The sequence below is a fragment of the Ammoniphilus sp. YIM 78166 genome, assembly GCF_004522215.1.
Taxonomy (GTDB): Bacteria; Bacillota; Bacilli; order Aneurinibacillales; family RAOX-1; genus YIM-78166.
In genome coordinates this window covers 1-19,864 of the sequence record NZ_SDLR01000004.1, presented here as the reverse complement: position 1 = coordinate 19,864, position 19,864 = coordinate 1, and the positions used below count along the sequence as shown (strand labels likewise).

At 47.5% G+C, this 19,864-nt stretch carries 19 protein-coding genes and 1 riboswitch; of the genes, 17 read left to right on the top strand and 2 right to left on the bottom strand.

Annotated elements, in window-relative coordinates:
- Positions 1-34: 34 nt before the first annotated feature.
- From EIZ58_RS16715 to EIZ58_RS16670, 10 genes are all read left to right on the top strand, one after another.
- Positions 35-436, top strand: a complete 402-nt coding sequence (locus EIZ58_RS16715; RefSeq protein ID WP_134702039.1) for a hypothetical protein — start codon at positions 35-37, stop codon at positions 434-436.
- Positions 424-1,650, top strand: a complete 1,227-nt coding sequence (locus tag EIZ58_RS16710) for an anhydro-N-acetylmuramic acid kinase (protein ID WP_134702038.1) — start codon at positions 424-426, stop codon at positions 1,648-1,650. Before EIZ58_RS16715 ends, EIZ58_RS16710 begins: the two co-directional genes overlap by 13 nt.
- Before the next feature lie 46 nt (positions 1,651-1,696).
- Positions 1,697-3,268, top strand: a complete 1,572-nt coding sequence (locus EIZ58_RS16705; protein WP_134702037.1) for an ABC transporter substrate-binding protein — start codon at positions 1,697-1,699, stop codon at positions 3,266-3,268.
- Positions 3,269-3,325: 57 nt separating this feature from the next.
- Complete coding sequence (locus EIZ58_RS16700; RefSeq protein WP_134702036.1) at positions 3,326-4,267, top strand: ABC transporter permease; 942 nt, start codon at positions 3,326-3,328, stop codon at positions 4,265-4,267.
- 15 nt (positions 4,268-4,282) lie between these two features.
- A complete protein-coding gene (locus tag EIZ58_RS16695) occupies positions 4,283-5,116 on the top strand; it encodes an ABC transporter permease (RefSeq protein ID WP_134702035.1) in 834 nt (277 codons plus the stop codon).
- A gap of 12 nt (positions 5,117-5,128) precedes the next feature.
- Positions 5,129-6,292 (top strand): serine hydrolase domain-containing protein, encoded by a 1,164-nt coding sequence (locus tag EIZ58_RS16690; protein WP_134702034.1) that lies wholly within the window; start codon positions 5,129-5,131, stop codon positions 6,290-6,292.
- A 4-nt stretch (positions 6,293-6,296) separates the two neighbouring features.
- Positions 6,297-7,268 carry an ABC transporter ATP-binding protein gene (locus EIZ58_RS16685; RefSeq protein WP_134702033.1) on the top strand — a complete coding sequence of 324 codons (972 nt, stop codon included), beginning with the start codon at positions 6,297-6,299 and terminating at the stop codon, positions 7,266-7,268.
- On the top strand, positions 7,265-8,227 hold the full coding sequence (locus tag EIZ58_RS16680) for an ABC transporter ATP-binding protein (RefSeq protein ID WP_134702032.1): 963 nt from the start codon (positions 7,265-7,267) through the stop codon (positions 8,225-8,227). The genes EIZ58_RS16685 and EIZ58_RS16680 overlap by 4 nt, the downstream gene beginning before the upstream one ends.
- Positions 8,228-8,254: 27 nt before the next feature.
- Complete coding sequence (gene murQ / locus EIZ58_RS16675; RefSeq protein ID WP_134702031.1) at positions 8,255-9,160, top strand: N-acetylmuramic acid 6-phosphate etherase; 906 nt, start codon at positions 8,255-8,257, stop codon at positions 9,158-9,160.
- Between the two features lie 295 nt (positions 9,161-9,455).
- Positions 9,456-9,962 carry a DoxX family protein gene (locus EIZ58_RS16670; RefSeq protein ID WP_240689142.1) on the top strand — a complete coding sequence of 169 codons (507 nt, stop codon included), beginning with the start codon at positions 9,456-9,458 and terminating at the stop codon, positions 9,960-9,962.
- 118 nt (positions 9,963-10,080) lie between these two features.
- Here the strand turns inward: EIZ58_RS16670 and EIZ58_RS16665 are convergent, their stop codons facing one another.
- The gene (locus EIZ58_RS16665; RefSeq protein WP_134702030.1) at positions 10,081-10,566 is read right to left on the bottom strand and encodes a CBO0543 family protein; all 486 of its coding nucleotides are present in this window, start codon (positions 10,564-10,566) and stop codon (positions 10,081-10,083) included.
- 216 nt (positions 10,567-10,782) lie between these two features.
- Positions 10,783-10,924, top strand: a riboswitch (cyclic di-AMP (ydaO/yuaA leader).
- 148 nt (positions 10,925-11,072) lie between these two features.
- On the opposite strand from EIZ58_RS16665, the gene EIZ58_RS16660 reads away from it, so the two are divergent.
- The 5 genes from EIZ58_RS16660 (at position 11,073) to EIZ58_RS16640 (ending at position 16,359) form a co-directional block, all read left to right on the top strand.
- Positions 11,073-12,464, top strand: coding sequence for an aspartate kinase (locus EIZ58_RS16660; protein WP_134702029.1), 1,392 nt, complete (start codon positions 11,073-11,075; stop codon positions 12,462-12,464).
- 364 nt (positions 12,465-12,828) lie between these two features.
- Complete coding sequence (phnC, locus tag EIZ58_RS16655; RefSeq protein ID WP_134702028.1) at positions 12,829-13,608, top strand: phosphonate ABC transporter ATP-binding protein; 780 nt, start codon at positions 12,829-12,831, stop codon at positions 13,606-13,608.
- A 20-nt stretch (positions 13,609-13,628) separates the two neighbouring features.
- A complete protein-coding gene (phnD, locus tag EIZ58_RS16650; protein ID WP_205672247.1) occupies positions 13,629-14,510 on the top strand; it encodes a phosphate/phosphite/phosphonate ABC transporter substrate-binding protein in 882 nt (293 codons plus the stop codon).
- Positions 14,510-15,334: a phosphonate ABC transporter, permease protein PhnE gene (gene phnE, locus EIZ58_RS16645; RefSeq protein ID WP_134702027.1), complete on the top strand. Its 825-nt coding sequence runs from the start codon at positions 14,510-14,512 to the stop codon at positions 15,332-15,334. The genes phnD and phnE overlap by 1 nt, the downstream gene beginning before the upstream one ends.
- A gap of 11 nt (positions 15,335-15,345) precedes the next feature.
- Positions 15,346-16,359: an NAD(P)-dependent oxidoreductase gene (locus EIZ58_RS16640; protein ID WP_134702026.1), complete on the top strand. Its 1,014-nt coding sequence runs from the start codon at positions 15,346-15,348 to the stop codon at positions 16,357-16,359.
- A 47-nt stretch (positions 16,360-16,406) separates the two neighbouring features.
- Here the strand turns inward: EIZ58_RS16640 and EIZ58_RS16635 are convergent, their stop codons facing one another.
- Positions 16,407-17,312, bottom strand: coding sequence for a selenium metabolism-associated LysR family transcriptional regulator (locus EIZ58_RS16635; protein ID WP_134702025.1), 906 nt, complete (start codon positions 17,310-17,312; stop codon positions 16,407-16,409).
- 368 nt (positions 17,313-17,680) lie between these two features.
- Between EIZ58_RS16635 and EIZ58_RS35340 the strand changes: the two genes are divergently transcribed.
- Together EIZ58_RS35340 and EIZ58_RS16630 are read left to right on the top strand one after the other, a co-directional pair.
- Positions 17,681-17,794 carry a hypothetical protein gene (locus EIZ58_RS35340; RefSeq protein ID WP_483296329.1) on the top strand — a complete coding sequence of 38 codons (114 nt, stop codon included), beginning with the start codon at positions 17,681-17,683 and terminating at the stop codon, positions 17,792-17,794.
- A 275-nt stretch (positions 17,795-18,069) separates the two neighbouring features.
- Positions 18,070-19,506, top strand: coding sequence for an alkaline phosphatase PhoX (locus EIZ58_RS16630; protein WP_134702024.1), 1,437 nt, complete (start codon positions 18,070-18,072; stop codon positions 19,504-19,506).
- Positions 19,507-19,864: the final 358 nt, after the last annotated feature.

Here is a 19,864-nt window from a genome sequence, read left to right as displayed (position 1 = left end):
CCTCGTTGCGGGTAAATTACTGGATCGGCTTGGGATGCAGAAGATACTATTTATTTTCAGTCTGTTTGTAACCGTTGCCATGCATGCTATGTCTAGGGTTATGTCTCATTCGGGGTCATCAGGGACAGGGAGTTGGAAATATTCATTTTCGTTTGTCGGACTCTTCTATTCTATTATTTCTCCTGTTCTCATTGCCCTTGCTTCAAGAGATTACCCTGGACAGTCTGGTACGGTAATTGGTTATCTGTCAACGGCCGCAGGAGGAGGGGCGATGGGATCCGCTTGGTTAATTGGAATGTTTGGGAGAGTGGATCGGATATCAGACCGCATTTTGGTTGCCTGTAGGGTTTATTGGGATCGTGGCAGGGCTGGCCTATTTTGGCCAGAAGGTTTACAAGCAATCCTTGATGGGAGGAAAAATAAATGGATTACCTAAATGACGACCGATGGCAAAGTTACCGGGAACGTCATGAACACTGGCTGATCGGAATGATGTCAGGGACTTCGCTGGATGGGATTGACGCGGCGTTAGTGAAGATCACCTCGAATGAGGAAAAACAGATAGAGGAGGTAGCTCTAGTAGAGTTCAATTATCTTCCCTATTCCGATGAATTAAGAAGGCGTTTGAATGACCTTTGCTCTCCTGAAACGGCTAGGTTGGATCAGTTAGTAGAGGCTCATTATGGAGTAGCTGAATGGTATGCCTACTCGGTACATCAATTACTAGAAAAGGCAAACTTCAAGCCAGAACAAATCGATGCGATCTGCTGTCATGGCCAGACCATCTGGCACGCTCCGGTTGATCAAGCCTTTCCGGGTCCAGAGGGTCCGCTGCCTGTGAGATCGACCCTTCAGATCGGGGAGATGTCAGTGCTGACAGAACGGACAGGGATTCCGGTCATCGGAAACTTCCGTGCTAGAGATATGGCTGCTGGTGGGGAAGGGGCGCCAATGGTTCCTTTTGCCGATCGAATCTTGTTTGGAGAAGCGAGCAAAGGCCGGATTATGCAGAACATTGGGGGCATCGGCAACTGTACGTTTATCCCTGCGGGCTCTCCCACGGATGGCATTTTTGCCTTTGATACCGGTCCAGGGAACATGATCATGGATGACTTGGTGATGATGCATACCCAAGGAGCCGAGCGTTACGACCGCGGGGGAGAAATCGCCTCCCAGGGGAAGGTGGATGAAGCCATGCTTCAGCAGAGTTTATCCGACCCTTATTATGGGAGAAGACCCCCGAAGAGCACAGGCCGTGAAGTGTACGGGACCTTTTTTACGGAGAAGTTTCTTGAAGAAGGAAAGAAGCGGGGCTTGAACTTCGAGGATATCCTGGCGACCGCCACTGCGTTAACCGCGCACACGATCACGAATGCTTACAAGGATTTTATTCTGCCTCATCATGAGGTGGGAGAGGTCATCGTTTCGGGTGGCGGAGCTCATAATCGGACCTTAATGAAGATGATTCGGGAGCAGTTGCCGGAGTCCATTTCATTAAAGACGGCAGCCCATTATGGGGTACCGGATGATGCGAAGGAAGCAATGGCCTTTGCCATTCTCGGTCATGAGACGATGATGGGCCGACCGAGCAACGTCCCTTCTGTGACAGGAGCACGGCGTGCGGTTCGGTTAGGCCAAGTGTGCTGGTAAAACGAAGAGTAAGTTAATCAACTAATTAAAAAATAGGGGGATACACATGAAAAAGAATTGGGTTTCAGCCTTTCTACTTACCTTGAGTGTTGCATTAACAGCCTGTGGCGGTGGCGGCCAGTCTACCACTCAACCGGCCGATAAGCCAGCCGAACCAGCGAAGGAAGCCGCAGCTCCTGCTGCACCCGCTAGAGAAAATGTATTAATTGTAGCGGCAGACCAAGATCCAGTAGGTTTAGACCCTCATAAGGTCCCTGCTGCTTCAAGTGCTAGAATCTACGGATTGATCTATGATGGACTAACCAAGATGGATCCGGAATTTAACGTGATTCCGAATCTAGCTACGAAGTGGGAGTTTTCCGAAGATGGAAAAATGCTAACCTTCCTCCTTCAACCGGGAGTGAAATTCCACAACGGAAGAGAAATGACCTCGGAAGACGTAAAATACAGCTTTGAGCGAATCTTGAACCCGGATACCGGTTCTACGGTCAAGTCGTTCTTTGCTAGTATCGAAGCGATTGAAACTCCGGACGCCAATACCGTAGTTTTCAAGTTGGCGAACCCTGATTCTGCGATTGTAGCGAATACCTCCAGTGCTCAAGTAGCGATCGTTCCGAAGGAAGTAGCGGACTTGAATACAGAAGCCGTGGGAACAGGTCCTTTCATGATGGAGAAGATGGAGTCTGGCCAATACGTTCAATTAAAGAAGAATCCTAACTACTTTAAAGAGGGATTACCGAAGGCCGACGGAGTCAAGTTTACCATTATGAAGGATGAAGCACAGCGTACCGCTGCGATCCGTTCCGGTAAGATCGATATCGCCTCCGTCAATGCAGATACCGCCATGTTGTTAGAAAAGACTCCCGCGTTAAAAATCGAAAGCTATCAATCGGCTGAATACGGCTATCTTGGAATCAACACCGCGAAGAAGCCTTTTGACAATCCGAAAGTAAGACAAGCGATCAGCTATGCCGTGAACCGCGATGAAATCGTGCAAACCGTATGGAAAGGGCAAGCGGAATTAACGGGCCCGATCTCTCCGGCACAGAAGAGCTGGGCATTAGATACGTCCTCCTTTGCCTCTTATAAGCAAGATGTAACCAAAGCAAAAGAGTTATTAAAGGAAGCTGGATTAGCTGATGGATTTAAGACCACGCTTTATACCGCCTCGACTTATCCAGATATGATTGAATCCGCTCAAGTCATTCAACAGCAGTTAAAAGCCATCGGCATTGACGCCCAGATTAATCAATTAGAGTGGGCCGCTTATATCGAAATGTGGAAATCCAAAGATACGGATCTTCTAGTAGGGCGCAACACTTCTGGAACAGACCCTGACCGCTCCATGCGTTTCTTCTTCTCCACGACAGGATCTGCGAACGTGTGGAATTATACCAACCCTGCTTACGATCAAGTCGTTCAAAAAGCGCTAGAAACAACAGATCCTGCTGGACGTAAGGAACTCTACAACCAAGCCCAACAGATGCTAGTGGAGGACGCTCCGAATCTATTCTTAGCATCACCTAAAAACTTCTACGCCGTGAGCGAACAAGTCGATGGCTTCGTTCCGACGGCTGCGGGAGAAGCGTTTGCGATCGTACGTGCATCTATAAAGTAAGAGTGGTGGCGGGTGGGGTTCCTACCCGCCGCATCTTTTCCAAAGGGAGGGGAAAGAATGGGCCGTTATATCCTTAAGCGCCTCATGACGCTGGTCCCCATTATTATCGGGATCTCCATTCTGGTGTTTATGATTTTACATCTTGTCCCGGGTGATCCGGCTTCAATCATGCTCGGAACGAATGCCACACCCGAAGCGATAGAAGCCTTGAATCGCAGCATGGGACTCGATCGACCTCTGATCGTTCAATACTTGACATGGGCCAGCGGCCTTGTGCAAGGGGATTTTGGCGTATCGATTCACTCGGGGGAACCGATATTGCCTGCGATTTGGAATCGGTTTTTAGTCACTTTTCAATTAACCATCTTTGCTGCCTTGATTGGCTGGAGCATTGCCATCCCAGTTGGGATTCTTTCCGCCGTGAAGGCTCACTCCGCTGTCGATGTGGCGGGAAGAGTGGTGGCGATGCTTGGCATCTCCGTTCCGAACTTCGCGATTGGAACCTTATTGCTTCTTGGACTTTCGTTGTATTTCGGCTGGTACCCTCCGATCGATTATGTCCACTTCTGGCAGGATCCGGTGGAAGCTTTTAAAATTTTCATCTTGCCGTCGATTACGATGGGAATCGTCTTAGCGGCAGGGATTATGAGAATGACGAGATCGGCTCTTTTAGAAACGTTGGATAAAGAGTTTATTCGCACCGCGAGAGCCAAGGGGAATGGGGAGTGGACGGTTATCATCGGGCACGCGCTTAGGAACTCTACGATTCCTGTAGTCACCATTGCGGGGATGCAGATCGGGTACTTGCTTGGGGGAGCGGTTATTGTCGAGCAATTGTTTTCCGTACCGGGATTAGGGCAGTACATTTTAGATGGGATCCATCAACGGGATTATCCGATTGTCCAAGGCGGCGTGTTGTTTATCGCCCTGATCTTTGTGCTGGTTAATCTTTTCGTCGATGTGATTTATACGTGGATCGATCCTCGGATCAAGTATTAGGAAGGAGAAGCAAAAGTGAACTCATTTCGTACTCGTTTTTTCCGTAATAAAACTGCTGTTGTTTGCTTGATCTTGCTGTTCCTTCTCGTGGCTGCCGCGGTACTTGCTCCGTTCATTGCTCCGCATGATCCTACCGAGATGTTTAAAGATCACCGCCTGGAAGGAAGCTCGGCAGAGTTCCTGCTTGGAACAGATCAATTCGGCCGGGACCTGTTCAGCCGTATTTTGTACGGTGCCAGAATTTCCTTACTCGTGGGGATTAGTTCGGTGGCCATTAGTGTGATTTTTGGTTCTTTATTTGGATTGCTGGCCGGATACTTTGGCGGCCGGATGGACGGCATCATCATGCGAATCATGGATATCCTTTTCGCATTTCCAGAAATCTTGCTGGCTTTAGCGATTGTCGCGGCTCTAGGGCCGGGGATGTTTAATACGATTTTGGCCATTGGGATCGTCAATATTCCCGTCTTTACCCGTTTGGTTCGAAGTACCGTGTTAAGTATTAAAAATTTGGAGTATGTGGAAAGTGCCCGTTCGATTGGAGCAAGTACAAGCCGCATTATGTTTCTCGAGATTTTCCCGAACGTCAATGCTCCGTTGCTTGTGCAGTCTACTCTAGCGATTTCGGGTGCGATTCTGACCGAGTCGGCGTTAAGCTTCCTCGGTTTAGGGATTCAACCGCCAGATCCGTCATGGGGTGGCATGATTTCGGAGTCTCGCCGATATATGGAGCTCGCTCCCGGTATGATTATCTGGCCGAGCGTAGCGATGACGATCACGATCCTATCATTTAATTTATTCGGAGATGCGCTGCGAGACTTGCTTGATCCTCGCCACCGCAGCAAATAAGGAGGGAGACTCATGAACGAACAATTGGTATTAGAAGAAAGCTTGACGGATGGGATCGAGCAAGGCTTCTTCCCGACGGCGATTGCGGGCCTAAAGAGGGAGGGAGAATCTCCGATCCTGGCCATGAAAGGGGTACACGAACATACGGTGTTTGATGTGGCTTCCTTAACGAAGGTTGTCGTCACGCTACCGGCCATTCTTCTAAGTGTTCAGGCCGGGAAGCTCTCCTTATTTGATCGGGTAGCCAGGCATATTCCGGAATTTACGCTGGGCTTCGATCGAGAGAAAAAAGAGCAAATCACCCTTCATCAGCTGTTGACCCATACGTCGGGTCTCCCTGCATGGCGTCCTTTGTTTATCACGTGCCAGGGGCGGCAAGCTTATATCGAAGCAATCGGAAAGGAACCTTTAATCGGAGAGCCAGGCAAGCAAGTCGTTTATAGTGATCTGGGCTTCATGCTTCTGGGTTTTATTTTAGAGCGAACGTGGGATCTTCCGTTGGAGGAAATTGCGAAGCGGTTGATCTTTCAACCGTTTTCCATGAATCATACAGGCTATGGAACAAGGAAAGAGTGGGACGTAGCTCCGACGGAAGAGGGAAATGAATACGAAAAGCAGATGGCTTGGAATTACCTGCAGGATCATCCGGCCGGTTCCCTGGCTTTTACGGAGGAGGAATGGAAGAGTGTTCCTTGGCGCAAAGGAATCATTCAAGGGGCGGTGCATGATGGAAATGCTCATTACGGTTTAGGCGGTGTGAGCGGCCATGCAGGATTGTTTTCTACCGTAGGGGATCTCCTTTCCTATATGAAATTATGGTCGGACCCTGCGGGATTTTATTTAGATCTCTTGTTGCGAGACTTCGCCATTCAATGTCAGAGTGGTGCCTTGGCCCCAAGAAGAGCATTGGGGTGGGAGCATTCCATAATGGGGGGCAATCAGGAGCAAAAAGCTAGGGGCTGCAGCGGTGGGGATTTGGTTTCCGCATCGGGCTTCGGTCATACCGGGTTTACGGGAACCTCCATCTGGCATGATCCGAAGCGCCAAGCGACGATCGTCACGCTGACGAACCGTGTCCATCCCAAGGTGAAGGACGGCATCATTCGTTGGCGCCATATGCATCATAATCGGGTTTTTGCTTGTGTAGGACTAGGAAAGCAGAAAGGAGGGGAATAGATTCATGGCACCGATCCTAGAAGTGCGAAATCTAAAAACGACGTTCAAGCAATCCAGAAGCTCCATTACGGTAGTCGATGGGGTGAATTTTACACTAGAACCGGGGGAAACCCTAGGGATTGTGGGGGAATCTGGCTGTGGGAAAAGTGTGACGAGCTTATCCATTATGCGATTGCTCGGTAAGAATGCCGTGACCGATGGCACGATTGCCTTTGAAGGAAAGAACTTGCTTGAACTCAGTGAAAAGGAAATGAAAAAGGTGCGGGGAAATCGAGTGGCCATGATCTTTCAGGAGCCCATGACCTCTCTTAATCCGCTTCACTCGGTCGGAAAACAGATATCCGAGCCGCTGCGCAATCACTTAGGTCTGTCGAAGGCGCAAGCCAAGGAAAAAACGATCCAGCTGTTAAAAGCCGTGGGAATTCCGCGGGCAGACGAAATTTTCTCCTCGTATCCTCATCAGCTATCTGGGGGGATGAGGCAGCGCGTCATGATCGCCATGGCGATGGCCTGTCAGCCGAAGCTCATCATTGCCGACGAACCGACAACCGCCTTGGATGTCACCATCCAGGCTCAGATATTAGAGCTCATGAAAAAGCTAAAAAAAGAAAATGGGACCTCGATTGTCATGATCACCCATGATTTGGGTGTCGTGGCCGAGATGTGTGAACGTGTCATCGTAATGTATGCCGGTCAGGTGGTGGAAGAAGCGGATATCCGAAGCTTGTTCCGAAGCCCGAAGCATCCTTACACGATCGGATTGATGAAATCGATGCCGGACTTTGCCGAGGACCAGGATCGTCTTCAAGCGATACCCGGGACCGTTCCTCTTCTGAGCGATCTGCCTAAATGCTGCCGATTCGCTCCGAGATGTGAGTGGGCAACCGATCGCTGTCATCAGACGGCGCCGGAGTTCATTTCTGTAACCGAGCAGCATCGCGTGCGTTGCGTGTTGGTGGAGGAGGAGAAAGTATGAGTTGTCAGCCTCTATTGGAAGTGAAAGCTTTAACGAAGCATTTTGCCACGACCAGCGGATTCTGGGGGAAAACGAAAACCGTGCGAGCCGTCGATGGCGTGGATTTAACTATCTATGAAGGGGAAACGGTGAGCCTTGTCGGTGAGTCCGGCTGCGGAAAGTCCACCACCGGACGATGTCTCACCCGTCTGATCGAGCCGACGGCAGGGGAAGTGTGGTTTCAAGGGAAGAACATTCTAACCCTGTCTCCTGAAGAGATGAGACAGATGCGTCGGGATGTGCAGTTCGTCTTCCAGGATCCGTTCGCTTCGCTGAACCCGCGGAAGACGATTGCCCAAATTTTAATGGATCCGTTAATTGTTCATGGAATAGGTACTCCGGCTGAGAGACGCAAGAAAGTAGAGGAAATGATCGAGATCGTGGGACTGACCACCAAGCATCTTGATCGCTACCCCCATGAGTTCTCCGGAGGACAAAGACAGCGAATCGGGATTGCCCGTGCCCTGATTCTGCGGCCGAAGCTGATTGTCGCAGATGAACCGGTTTCGGCATTGGACGTATCCATTCAAGCCCAAGTATTGAACCTCATGCAGGATTTGCAGCGGGATTTTAAACTCACCTATCTTTTTATCTCGCATGATTTAAGTGTCGTTAAACATATTTCAGATCGCGTAGCCGTGATGTATTTGGGCAAAGTCGTGGAGGTTGCGGAGAAAGGGGCCTTATACCGAGCTCCAAAACATCCGTATACCAAAGCGTTGTTGTCTGCTGTACCCGTGGCTAACCCGGATGCGGTGAGGGAGCGGATTTTACTCGAAGGGGATCTGCCAAGTCCGTCTAATCCCCCTTCAGGCTGTACGTTTCACCCGCGCTGTCCCTCCTGCATGGACATTTGTCGAACCACAACACCTACATTAAAGATCACGGATGAGGGGCACTACGTTTCTTGTCATTTGTAAGAACTGGAAGGAGAGGATGAGGGGAAGATGATAGATCAATTAAATCGTCTAACGACAGAAATGAGAAATGAAGCCACGCAAAATCTAGATTCCTTAACGACGCGCGAAGTGGTTGAACTCATGAACCGTGAGGATCAAACGGTGGCTTATGCGGTAGAGAAAGAGCTGGAGGCGATCTCCCAAGCGATAGATTTCATCGTTGAATCCATGGAAAAAGGCGGTCGTTTGTTTTACTTTGGTGCCGGGACGAGCGGCCGGTTGGGGGTCTTGGATGCTTCGGAGTGCCCGCCGACGTTTGGCACGGAACCGTCTCTTGTGCAGGGCGTCATTGCGGGAGGCTATAAGGCTTTAGTCGAAGCCATTGAGGGGGCTGAAGATCTGCCAGAACTAGGTCGAGAAGATGTCGTGAAATACGGCGTCCAGTCGGGTGATGTGGTGGTAGGCATTGCGGCAAGCGGGCGTACTCCCTATGTTATCGGCGCGTTACAGGCGGCCAAAGAGATCGGGGCGGTGACCGTTTCGCTCTCCTGTAACTCCACTTCGGAGTTAACAGGGGAAGCTAATGTCGCAATCAATGTGGTGGTCGGACCCGAGGTGGTGACAGGCTCTACTCGTCTCAAGGCCGGTACCGCCCAGAAGATGGTCTTAAACATGCTGACGACAGGAGCGATGATCCGGTTGGGGAAGGTTTACGGCAACTGGATGGTGAACGTTCAAGCGACCAATCATAAATTGCGCGAACGCGTAAAACGGATCATTATGGAAGTGACGGGAGTGTCTTATGAGGAAGCTTCGGTGCTATCGGAGCAGTCGTCCGGTGGAGATGCGAGAATCGCTATCGTCATGCAGCAAACGGGATTGGGTTACGATGCGGCGGTTGAGCTGTTGGAGAGGACCAGAGGTCGTGTGCGTGAGGCGATTGCGCAGGGATAATGGGGCTTTTTCAGATTCGGTATGATAACCTTCGAAAAAAGGAGTCTGACCTCCGGCCGCTCTAGGCCACGCGGTATCGGACTCCTTTTTTCCCTTTATCTACATACGGTTGAAAAAAACAATGGATAAACTATGCATTTTTTATAGCTAATTTATGATCAATTTTTTTCAACTTTGTGAAGACTATCACATGAGGATGTGAAATCGATTATACTAAAAGTGTAAAGAAGGAGGTGAGTAAATGGTTCAGAAAGGCTTAATCAAATACTTACTCTATCAATAGTGAAGGGATATGATGAAAATGTTAGAGAAAATGAGAAGCACTTATATGGTTCCATTATGGACGATCGTACGAATCTGGTTAGGGGTACAATGGCTGAAAGCAGGATGGGGAAAGGCTTTTGGGGGCTTTGATGCGACAGGGTATTTAAATGGAGCGATTGCCAAAGCGAGCGGGGAAAACCCCATTGTGAAAGGCTGGTACGCCGCTTTCTTAGAAGGCTTCGCGTTGCCGAATGTCGAACTCTTTAATTTCTTGGTTGCCTGGGGAGAAGTAGCGGTAGGCTTGGGATTGATTCTAGGGGCCTTCACTACAGTGGCTCTTTATGCCGGTGCCTTCATGAATCTAAACTTCCTGCTCGCCGGAACGATCAGCACCAACCCGATTTTACTTACTACAGCCTTTATCCTGTTAGGAATGGGAGCTGCCGCTTATGCTTGGGGCGCTGACCGCTTTATGATTCCTTGGATGAAAAAATTCGTGAATGAGACGTTTAAGCGAGAACATAGAATGAATGTGTAAAGGGAAAATGAAAATGGTATCAATGTGTTGAGAAAAGACCTTATTGCTCGAGCGATGGGGTCTTTTTTTAATACTGAAGTGAGAAAACCAGCTACCGCTCTTTCCGGTGGCTGGTTTTTTAAGTGCTTTGGCGATCCCCTCGCTGGTAAGTAGTCCGCTTAAGGACTTCTAGAAAAGCTCGTAAAGATAACTTAGCAAGAATGACGGTAAGAAAAGAGTGAATGCCTGTCCATCCATTCTGGAATTTAATTAGATTAGTCTTTCTCTCCGCTAAAACTTCAAAACCAGCTTGAGGGACAGCAAAGAGAAAGGATTTAAATAGGATCCCTTTTAATTTAGAAGCATAGGTGGCCTGACAAACCCAAACGGAAACTAACGGGCATATGAGATGATCATACAAAGCACTATGCTTTATTCCAGGTATGAGTTTGACGGGATATTTGAGATACCCCTTCTTAACTAGATAATTGTCTAAGAAATAATTAAACACGGAGTTTATCATAAAAATGGTTACAAAATATTTTGCAGGGGGTTTTCTAACTACTGTAGGCAAACATGCCATACCAATGATTAGGAATAGCTTGAGAATGTCCTTGTCCTTCAAGATGCACCTCCATTCTAAAGATAGTATATATCGGGAGAACATTTTCTAATCTAATCCATGAGAGAATGCCCTTCTCCACGAGTATTTGGGAGGATTAATAAGAATAAAAGGGCTGCTGGTTAGAGGACATGGATTTTTGAATTAATATACCAGGATATTACAAGTAGGCCCAATTTCCATAACTACCCAAATGGTATAAACTTAAGAAAGTGAAAAATTGCATAACGGCCTAATTCCAGTGCACTGGGAGCGGAGGAACCAAGTAAGTGGGGTTAATTCTACAGTTGTAGAAGGGATGAGAAAGCTCTTTCGCCATCCTACCCGTCAGCTAACTTCGTCGGCTAAAGCGAAGGAGGTCATAGACCGCCAAAAAATCAAGGGGGCTTTTTGTACCTCTATTGGTTCGATAAATCTGCAGGTCTTTTTGTGCTGCCCAAATGGCGAGTAGTCAGCACGAGGACAAACATATTTGCGATGTAATACTCTAAAGAAATGAGGGCGGATAAATGAAGGTATGTAAATTTGGCGGGACTTCTCTGGCTACAGCGGCACAGGTGAAAAAAGTAAGTGACATTATATCAAGTGATCCCACTCGAAGAATCGTAGTGGTATCGGCACCGGGCAAACGCTATAAAGAAGACATAAAGGTGACCGATCTATTGATTTCCTGTGCGGAGAAATACTTAGCGAATAAACCATACCAAGAGATTTTTTCTGAAGTGCTTTCTCGTTACGAAGAGATGGTTCGTGGTTTGGAGCTGTCTGGTGAAATCCTCGATGACATCAGGACGGATCTTACTAAGCGTCTATATTCGGATTCACTAGATCGAACGCAGTATATGGAATTGCTTAAAGCGAGTGGAGAGGATCATTGCGCGAAGCTCGTGGCTGCCTACTTGCGCACGAAAGGAGTCGAGGCTCATTATATCGATCCTAAAGAAGCAGGGCTGCTTTTGACTAAAGAAAATGGGAAAGCCCAGGTGCTCCCGGAGTCCTACCTTCGTCTCCGAGTCCTCCAGGAAAAATCAGGGATACTGATTTTCCCAGGCTTTTTCGGCTATACGCCAGAGGGGACGGTTGTGACCTTTTCCCGTGGGGGATCCGATATTACGGGATCGATCCTTGCTGCAGCCGTCCAAGCGGATCTATATGAAAACTTCACAGATGTCGATTCGGTATTTGTCGTCAATCCGAATATTGTCAACAACCCTCGTGGCATTAATAAGTTGACTTTCAAGGAAATGAGGGAGCTTTCTTATTCAGGGTTTGAAGTTTTTCACGACGAAGCCCTGATTCCCGCTTTTCGCGCGAAGGTTCCTATCTGTATCAAAAACACAAACAATCCAGCCGCACCGGGAACCATGATCGTCAGCAGGCGAGAAGCAGACTCCAACTTAGTGGCTGGCATTGCTTCTGATGAAGGCTATTGTAGTATTTATCTTTGTAAATATCTCATGCATGCTGAGCCGGATTTTGGGTTTAAGCTAAGGAAAATCCTCGAGGAAGAAAATCTTCCGCTAGAATATAATCTGTCTGGTAATGATGATATTTCTCTGTTATTCCGAGAAGAGGATTTAAGCCGAGAAAAAGAGGCGCGTGTAACCGCACGAATGAAAGCCGAGCTCGCCGTAGATCAGCTCGTGGTTGGCCGCGATCTGGCTGTCGTGATGCTAGTAGGGCCAAAGATGAGAAATAATCTTTCTGTTTTATCTAAAGCTTCGGGCGTCCTCTCCAGGCAAAAGATCAATGTGGAACTCATCAATCAAGGTTGCTCCGAAGTTGGCATGATGTTTGGGGTGAAAAAGAATCACATGAAAAAAGCCGTTCATGCCCTCTACCAGGAGTTTTTTGGGGTGTATAGTACGAATAAGGGAAAGGTAGCCAGTTTGTCTGTGTAATAAGCAAAACTAAGAAAGGTAAGCAACCGAATAAGCGAGAAACATGTACCTGAAAGAGTATCTATAACTTTATGTAAGTAACATAAAAAGACCCTATCATCCATCTAACTACAGATGGAAGATAGGGTCTTTTGTGTTGGGTTTACATCAGTTCTATGTTTCCTCTTCGGCTATCTTTGCTACCTTTGTGAGCAAATCCACTTTGCTTCTCTTCGCAACATCCCTCATTTATAAGAAAACCTAATAAGTACTATCGATACATTCTATTATTAGTTAATCATTTATTAATAAAACAGCGCATTCCCGTTAACATAAGCATGCGATGATAGAACCTGTAAGAAATAGAGAGGGGTGAACCAAACACTTGATAACTATTGAAAACTTGAGCAAAAGCTTTGGAGACCATCTAGTGCTGGATCAGGTGAATTTCTCTGTGAAGGATCAAGAGTTCCTCGTCATCTTAGGATCTAGCGGAGCAGGGAAGTCCACACTACTGCGGTGCATGAATGGCTTGGTGCAGCCGACTGGCGGGCAAATCAGGGTGGATGATACGATCTGTGAAAAAAAGAATATTCGTCAAATAAGAAAAAAAGTAGGCTTTATCTTTCAGCAATATCAAGTCATCGGCAATCTTTCTGTCCTGCAAAACGTACTGCTCGGCTTGCTCGGGACCAAATCGTATTGGAATATCTTCTTTTCTAAGGAGGAGCGGGTAAAAGCGGAAGAAGCGATTGAATTAGTTGGACTGGCGGATAAAATCCATGCCCGAGTAGACCAATTAAGCGGTGGGCAGAAGCAACGGGTAGGAATTGCTCGGGCGGTCCTACAGAATCCAAAGGTCATTTTGGCTGATGAGCCGGTCGCCAGCCTAGACCCCGTAACGAGCGAGGAAATTCTTTCTTTGCTCAAGCGCATCAATCAAGAAAAAGGAACCACGATGATTTGCAATCTGCATCAGCTGGAATATGCCAAAAGATACGGTGAACGAATCGTCGGGATTCGAAATGGAAGGATTCAGTATGATGGACCGGCCTTACAGCTAGGGGATTCGGATATCATGCACATTTACGGCCGGCAAGACCTGGGGATGAAAAAAGAAAAGGAAGCGGAAAAGAAACGGACGGGCTCGCTTGTCCTCACCTAAAACCAAGGAGGCTTTTTGAGATGAAGAAGGGCATGATTCTCTTATTGATTTTAAGTATAACCGCTATGCTTTTTGTGGGCTGTGCGAATGATGATGCATCGACAGGTGCAAGCAAGCCAGACAAACTTAAAGTGGCTCTTCTGCCGGATGAATCACCGTCAACGGTGATCAAAAATAATGAACCGCTAAAAACTTATTTATCGGATGCCTTAGGGATGGATGTAGAATTGGTGGTAACGACGGATTATTCTTCGATGATCGAAGCAATGAGAAATGGAAAAATCGATATCGGTTATTTCGGCCCTCTATCTTATGTGCTGCTGAAGCAGAAGATGGAGAAGGCGGAAGCCTTTGCGGCCAAAGTAGAAAAAGGGTCGCCCACCTACCAAGCTGTCGTGATTGCCGGAACCGAAACAGGAATTGAAACGTTAGGGGATATCGAAGGGAAGACGGTTGCTTTCGGGGATGTGGCTTCCACTTCCAGCCATATGATTCCAAAGGAAATGATCCTCGCAGAAAGCAACCTTGAGCATGATCAGGACTACCAGCAGCAATTCGTAGGGGCGCATGATGCCGTAGCAATGGCTGTGCAAAATGGAAACGCGCAAGCAGGAGGCTTAAGCAAGCCGATCTTTGAAGCTCTCGTGGAAAAAAGCATGATTGATGCCAGCAAAGTGAAGGTGATTGCCGAATCGGCGCCTTATCCGAATTACCCGTGGGTCCTGAGCTCTGACCTGGATCCGGAGCTGCAAGAATCCATTAAGCAAGCTTTCTTTAACCTGAAGGACGCATCAGTGCTAGAGGCCTTGAAAGGGGAAGGCTTTGCCCCAATTCAGGACCAGGACTATGATGTCATCCGCAATATGGTGAAACTTCTAGGCCTCGATTTGGAGAAGATGTAATGAAACGAGAACAGCAAGCGGCCATAACCTTAAGACAATCACCCGCTCCACAACGGAGCTTGTGGACGGGCTGGGGTTGGATAACGGGAGTTTTTTCCCTATTAGTGTTAGGATCCTTCTTTTACACCCTGATGGTAAGCTGGGATTCTTTAACCTCAGGCGATATCTTAAAAAATCTGTCGCGAATCGTTGGGGAAATGTTTCCCCCTGATTTTGCCGTGGTTACGACGTTAGGAAAACCGGTTATCGAAACGCTGGCCATGAGCGTCATGGCTACCCTGCTAGCCGTGGTCCTAGCGTTTCCTCTAGGCTTTATGGCAGCCGAGACGACATCGGTTCATCCAACGGTCCGTTATCTAGTCAAGGGATTATTCAATGCGCTTCGTACCATTCCGGAATTAATTCTAGCGATCATATTTGTCGCCTCCGTGGGCTTTGGTATTTTGCCGGGAATCCTGGCGTTAGGCTTGCATTCCGCCGGGATGCTGGGGAAGTTCTATGCAGAAGCCATTGATAAGGTGGATAAAGGGCTGATTGAAGCTGTAGAAGCCTCCGGAGGCTCTCGCTTCCATGTAATTGTGTTTAGTGTCATCCCTCAGATCATCAGTCATGGTATAGATTTTACCCTGTACCGGTGGGAATATAATTTCCGCGCGTCGACTGTGGTCGGCATGATTGGAGCAGGTGGAGTAGGCTTTCAATTGATCGCCTCGTTGCGTGTGATGCAGTATCAAGAGGTGCTGGCCATCCTGGTCGTTGTCTTCCTCATGGTGCAGCTCGTGGACGCCTTTGGAAATACCATACGAAAAAAATTGAACAGTTAGGAGAGATAACGTTGAACAGACCGAAAGTGTTTATTTCCCATTGGATGCCAGATGTCGGCGTTGAAATGATTAAACAATCCTGTGAAGTGGATTATTACGATGGAATCGTCCCATTAAGCAAGGAGCAATTTATCGCGCGAGCAGCGGATGCGGATGCTCTCTTGATCTTTGTGCCGGATGTTATTGATGCGGAGATTCTTGACCATTGTCCCCGGGTGAAGGTTGTCAGCAGCTTCGGCAAAGGATACGACAATATTGATGTGGAGGAATGCACGCGGCGCGGCATCATGGTTACCATCAACCCAGATGCCCTCACCGATTCCACGGCCGATCTGGCCATCGGTTTACTCTTGGCTGTCTCCCGAAATCTCTTGCTGGGTGATCCCCATGTAAGACAAGGAGCTTTTTCCGGTTGGCATGCCACCCATCTACTGGGCAAGGACTTTCACCATTCCAAGCTCGGTATCATCGGACTAGGCTCCATCGGCGAAGCGATTGCAAGAAGAGCCAAAGGATTTGACGTAGAGATATGCTACACGGATGTAACGCCTTTTCCAGAAAAGGAGGAGAGGCTGGGAATTCAGTACAAGGACTTGGACAGCTTGCTGGCAACCAGTGATTTTGTGATCGTAGCGGTCAATTTAATGGAGGAAACCTATCATCTGATTGGTGAAGAACAGCTTATGGGGATCAAAACGGGAAGCTACTTAATCAACATTAGCAGGGGATCCACCGTGGATGAACAAGCGGTAAGCCAAGCGCTAAAGCAAGGAAAGCTTGCCGGATACGCGGCAGACGTCTTTGAATTCGAGGACCCTATGAATCCTCACCGTCCGGATTACATTCCGGAGGAGTTGATAGGCGAGCAAGCAAAAACCGTGTTCACTCCGCATATTGGAACAGGAACGGTAGAGGCCAGGAATCGATTAGCCCTGTCCAGTGCCCGTCAGCTGCTCGCAGCCCTTCAAGGGGAACAGCCGTCAGGAGCTGTGAATGGAGTAAAAATTCAAGCCTTGGTGAAATAAGAAAAGTTGTATGCTAAGGAAAGCTTTCCCCCTTCGGGGAAAGCTTTTTATGAATCAAAATACCGGAGGATAAAATGTAAAAACGTTTCAGATTGATTCGGCAATACTTTGCTTTTATCATACACGAGGTAAAAAGAACGGCGGAAATGTAATCCCTTCATGGTAAGGATTTTTAGTGTTTGCAATTTGAGCTCACGCTGCAAGGCGAATCGGGATAGAATGGAGAGGCCCATTCCGGTTTCTACAGCAGCCTTCACGGCTTCCGTGTTCCCTAACTCCATCACGATATGAAGCTTTCCGGGGTCGAGATCCAGCTTATCTAAGCTTTCTTCAATGACTTGCCTTGTTCCCGAGCCGGGCTCCCTCAAGATGAGGGGGAGAGAAAACAATTCATAGGGTGTGATGGAATCCCTGTCTCCAAGCAATGGATGAGGAGAGGTCCTGGAACTGACGACGACCAGCTCATCTTCAAGCAGAGGTTGATAATGGAGCTTGGGGTGGCGCAACGTGGACTCAACGAATCCGAGCTGAATTTCTTGATTTGACAGCTGATCAATAATTTGCTGTGAATTGTTAATATGCATGCGAAGGGTGACCTTCGGGTACTCCATTTTAAACTTGCCGAGGACATAGGGAAGCACATGCTCTCCAATGGTCGTACTGGCTCCGATGTGAATCTCACCAGTTAGGGCCTCGGATAGCAGGGATATTTCTTTTTCTGCGCTTTCTGCCAGATGGATAATTCGCTCAGCGTAATGGAACAAGATGTTCCCGGCTTCCGTCAATCGTATGGACTTCGTGGTGCGTTCAAAGAGCTTGGTGTTCAGCGCGTTTTCTAGCTGTTGGATTTGCTGGCTGACAGAGGGCTGAGAGATATGCAAAGCCTTAGCCGTTTGAGAAAAATTTTTCTTTTCTGCTGCGATATAGAACACTCTAAGCTGGTCAAGGTTCATGATTATCTCCTGCTTCTGATACTCATCATGGTTTTAGAGCATGGATGATTTAATTATAGGAAATTTGTAACCATCATTATACCATACTTAGTTCAGCTAATAATGTTGCTATACGGATTGGGGATGAATAATAATCTCTTGGAAGGTGGTCCATCCTGTTAAACAAGCGTGCTCATTGTGTGTAAAGATACCAATCCCCGAATGTGCGAAGGTTCCTATCTGTATAAAAAACACAAACAATCCATCTGCACCGGGAACCATGATTTCAGCAGGCGAGAAGCAGACTCAAACTTAGTGGCTGGCATTGCTTCTTCTCCAGGCAAAAGATCAATGTGGAACTCATCAATCAAGGCTGCTCAGAAGTCGGCATGATGTTTGGGGTTAAGAAGAACCACATGAAAAAAGCCGTCCATGTCCTCTACCAGGAGTTTTTTGGGGTTTATAGTAATACTAAAGGAAAAGTGGCAAGTTTGTCTGTGTAATCCACGGTGTGGTAAGAGGCGATTTTCAATTCGATGAACTGTTGTTCGGTGCAAGCAGGAGGTTATCGGTTCGATCCTGTTCAGCTCAACCTTGCATAAAGTGTCAGCAAGCTGTTTTCCTTCTTATGAAGGAAAACAGCTTTTTTTGTGAAAATATCTTAACGTTTTAACAATTTCTATACTGAATCGTTACAAGATTTCAATATGTAATTAAAGTTTCAAAGCTATTCTACTATTAGTGCTATAAAAAAAGTAGATAGGAGAGAGATTTAATTATGAGCAATCAAAATTCTAAAAATGGCATGAACAGACGAGACTTCTTGAAAGCAGGAGGAATGGGTACTCTTGCTTTGACTCTCGGATCCGCAGGAATCTTTTCTCTTAATTCTTCTGAAGTTTTAGCAGATGCTGCCGATAATCCAACCAGTGGATTTGGCGGGTATGGCCCTTTAGTTTCGGATCCAAATGGTATTCTTGATCTTCCAAAAGGCTTCCATTACAAGATTATCTCCAGAGAAGGCGAGCTCATGACAGACGGAGCTAAGATTCCTGGAGCCTTTGACGGAATGGCAGCTTTTGAAGGGCCTAACAATACGACCATTCTTGTCCGCAACCATGAACTGGGGGCGGGTCCAGCATTCGGAAGCAACCCTTATGATGCGTCTGCTCAAGGGGGTACCACTGCTCTAGTTGTAGGTCCAAATCGTGAAGTGATCAAAGAATATGTAACCTCTTCAGGTACGATACGCAATTGTGCTGGAGGAGCAACTCCTTGGGGTACTTGGCTAACCTGTGAAGAAACCCGTTCTGCTACACACGGATATGTATTCGAAGTGGATCCGCAGCAGCCGGAGAACGACCTTTCTAGAACCCCAATTAAAGATATGGGACGCTTTGCCCATGAAGCCTGTGCCATTGATCCAGCGACTGGATATGTATACTTGACAGAGGATGCAAGCCCAAGCTACCTTTATCGCTTTATTCCAAATGACACGAGCCAAAAGCCGGGAGCATTACAAAAAGGCGGTAAGCTGTATGCGGCGGCCATTGAAGCGGTAACGGATCCATCTGCAAGCACCTTTAAAACAGGGCAAACGTTCCAGATTGTTTGGAAGCAACTAGATCCTCACCTTTGCCGCGAGGATGCTAAGGCACAAGGTTGCATTGAATTCAGCAGACTAGAAGGAGCCTTTTTCCAAGCGGGTGTTTTCTGGTTCGATGACACCTCTGCCGGAGAGAAAAAGCTTGGACGTGTTTACCGCTATGTCCCGGCGACCAATACATTGGAGCTTTTCTACGAGGGATCGGATGCGAAAGATATGGAGTATCCGGATAATATCTGCATGACACCATGGGGCGATCTTTGGTACGCAGAAGATGGTTCAGGCGACGATCGTCTGATGGGAATTACCCCAGAAGGCAAAGTCTATCCGTTTGCCCACAACCGTCTAAATAATTCTGAGTTGGCAGGTCCTACCTTCTCGCCTGATGGAAATACGCTTTTTGTCAATATTCAAAGCCCTGGTATCACCTTTGCCATCTGGGGACCATTCCAACGGAGAAACTCTGCGCGCGCAAGGGAAATGTCTTACGCTGTTCCAGCGAAGCCGTTTACTCCAGAGCTTTCGGACAAGTTTGCCCAGTTAGCTGATCGTAACGGTATGTCTGTTCTTGAAGCGGCAGCATTTGAACGCCTCGGCTTGAAAATCTAAAAAACATTCAAAAAAGATGTAATCCGGACAGTCTCCGGTTTACATCTTTTTTCTTTTTTGATATTAAGCAACTAGGAACTTCCGACAAATGGACGGATGGGCGATCTTGGTTCAAACGCTCCATTAGTGATAACTGGACCAAACATTTTACTTGGAGAGGCCAAGGGGAAATACCTGCTGTGGAACGCGAGAAACTGAATAAAACGAAGACTCTTGATTTCCAGAGGGAGGAAAAAACTGACCATTGCGAGAATTCAAAAGATATAACAAGAGATAAACCTGATAATAATGTAAAGGAAAGGATGTCAGTCAACATGTCCTCCACGCCTTTTAAGTATCTTATGCCAACGCGAGTAGA

What these genes read in the sequence shown, in the direction of transcription:
- EIZ58_RS16715 (WP_134702039.1), top strand. Translation starts at nt 35, where the DNA reads ATGCAGAAGATACTATTTATTTTCAGTCTGTTTGTAACCGTTGCCATG.
- EIZ58_RS16710 (WP_134702038.1), top strand. Translation starts at nt 424, where the DNA reads ATGGATTACCTAAATGACGACCGATGGCAAAGTTACCGGGAACGTCAT.
- EIZ58_RS16705 (WP_134702037.1), top strand. Translation starts at nt 1,697, where the DNA reads ATGAAAAAGAATTGGGTTTCAGCCTTTCTACTTACCTTGAGTGTTGCA.
- EIZ58_RS16700 (WP_134702036.1), top strand. Translation starts at nt 3,326, where the DNA reads ATGGGCCGTTATATCCTTAAGCGCCTCATGACGCTGGTCCCCATTATT.
- EIZ58_RS16690 (WP_134702034.1), top strand. Translation starts at nt 5,129, where the DNA reads ATGAACGAACAATTGGTATTAGAAGAAAGCTTGACGGATGGGATCGAG.
- EIZ58_RS16685 (WP_134702033.1), top strand. Translation starts at nt 6,297, where the DNA reads ATGGCACCGATCCTAGAAGTGCGAAATCTAAAAACGACGTTCAAGCAA.
- EIZ58_RS16680 (WP_134702032.1), top strand. Translation starts at nt 7,265, where the DNA reads ATGAGTTGTCAGCCTCTATTGGAAGTGAAAGCTTTAACGAAGCATTTT.
- murQ (WP_134702031.1), top strand. Translation starts at nt 8,255, where the DNA reads ATGATAGATCAATTAAATCGTCTAACGACAGAAATGAGAAATGAAGCC.
- EIZ58_RS16670 (WP_240689142.1), top strand. Translation starts at nt 9,456, where the DNA reads ATGAAAATGTTAGAGAAAATGAGAAGCACTTATATGGTTCCATTATGG.
- EIZ58_RS16660 (WP_134702029.1), top strand. Translation starts at nt 11,073, where the DNA reads ATGAAGGTATGTAAATTTGGCGGGACTTCTCTGGCTACAGCGGCACAG.
- phnD (WP_205672247.1), top strand. Translation starts at nt 13,629, where the DNA reads ATGAAGAAGGGCATGATTCTCTTATTGATTTTAAGTATAACCGCTATG.
- phnE (WP_134702027.1), top strand. Translation starts at nt 14,510, where the DNA reads ATGAAACGAGAACAGCAAGCGGCCATAACCTTAAGACAATCACCCGCT.
- EIZ58_RS16635 (WP_134702025.1), bottom strand. Translation starts at nt 17,312, where the DNA reads ATGAACCTTGACCAGCTTAGAGTGTTCTATATCGCAGCAGAAAAGAAA.
- EIZ58_RS35340 (WP_483296329.1), top strand. Translation starts at nt 17,681, where the DNA reads ATGATGTTTGGGGTTAAGAAGAACCACATGAAAAAAGCCGTCCATGTC.
- EIZ58_RS16630 (WP_134702024.1), top strand. Translation starts at nt 18,070, where the DNA reads ATGAGCAATCAAAATTCTAAAAATGGCATGAACAGACGAGACTTCTTG.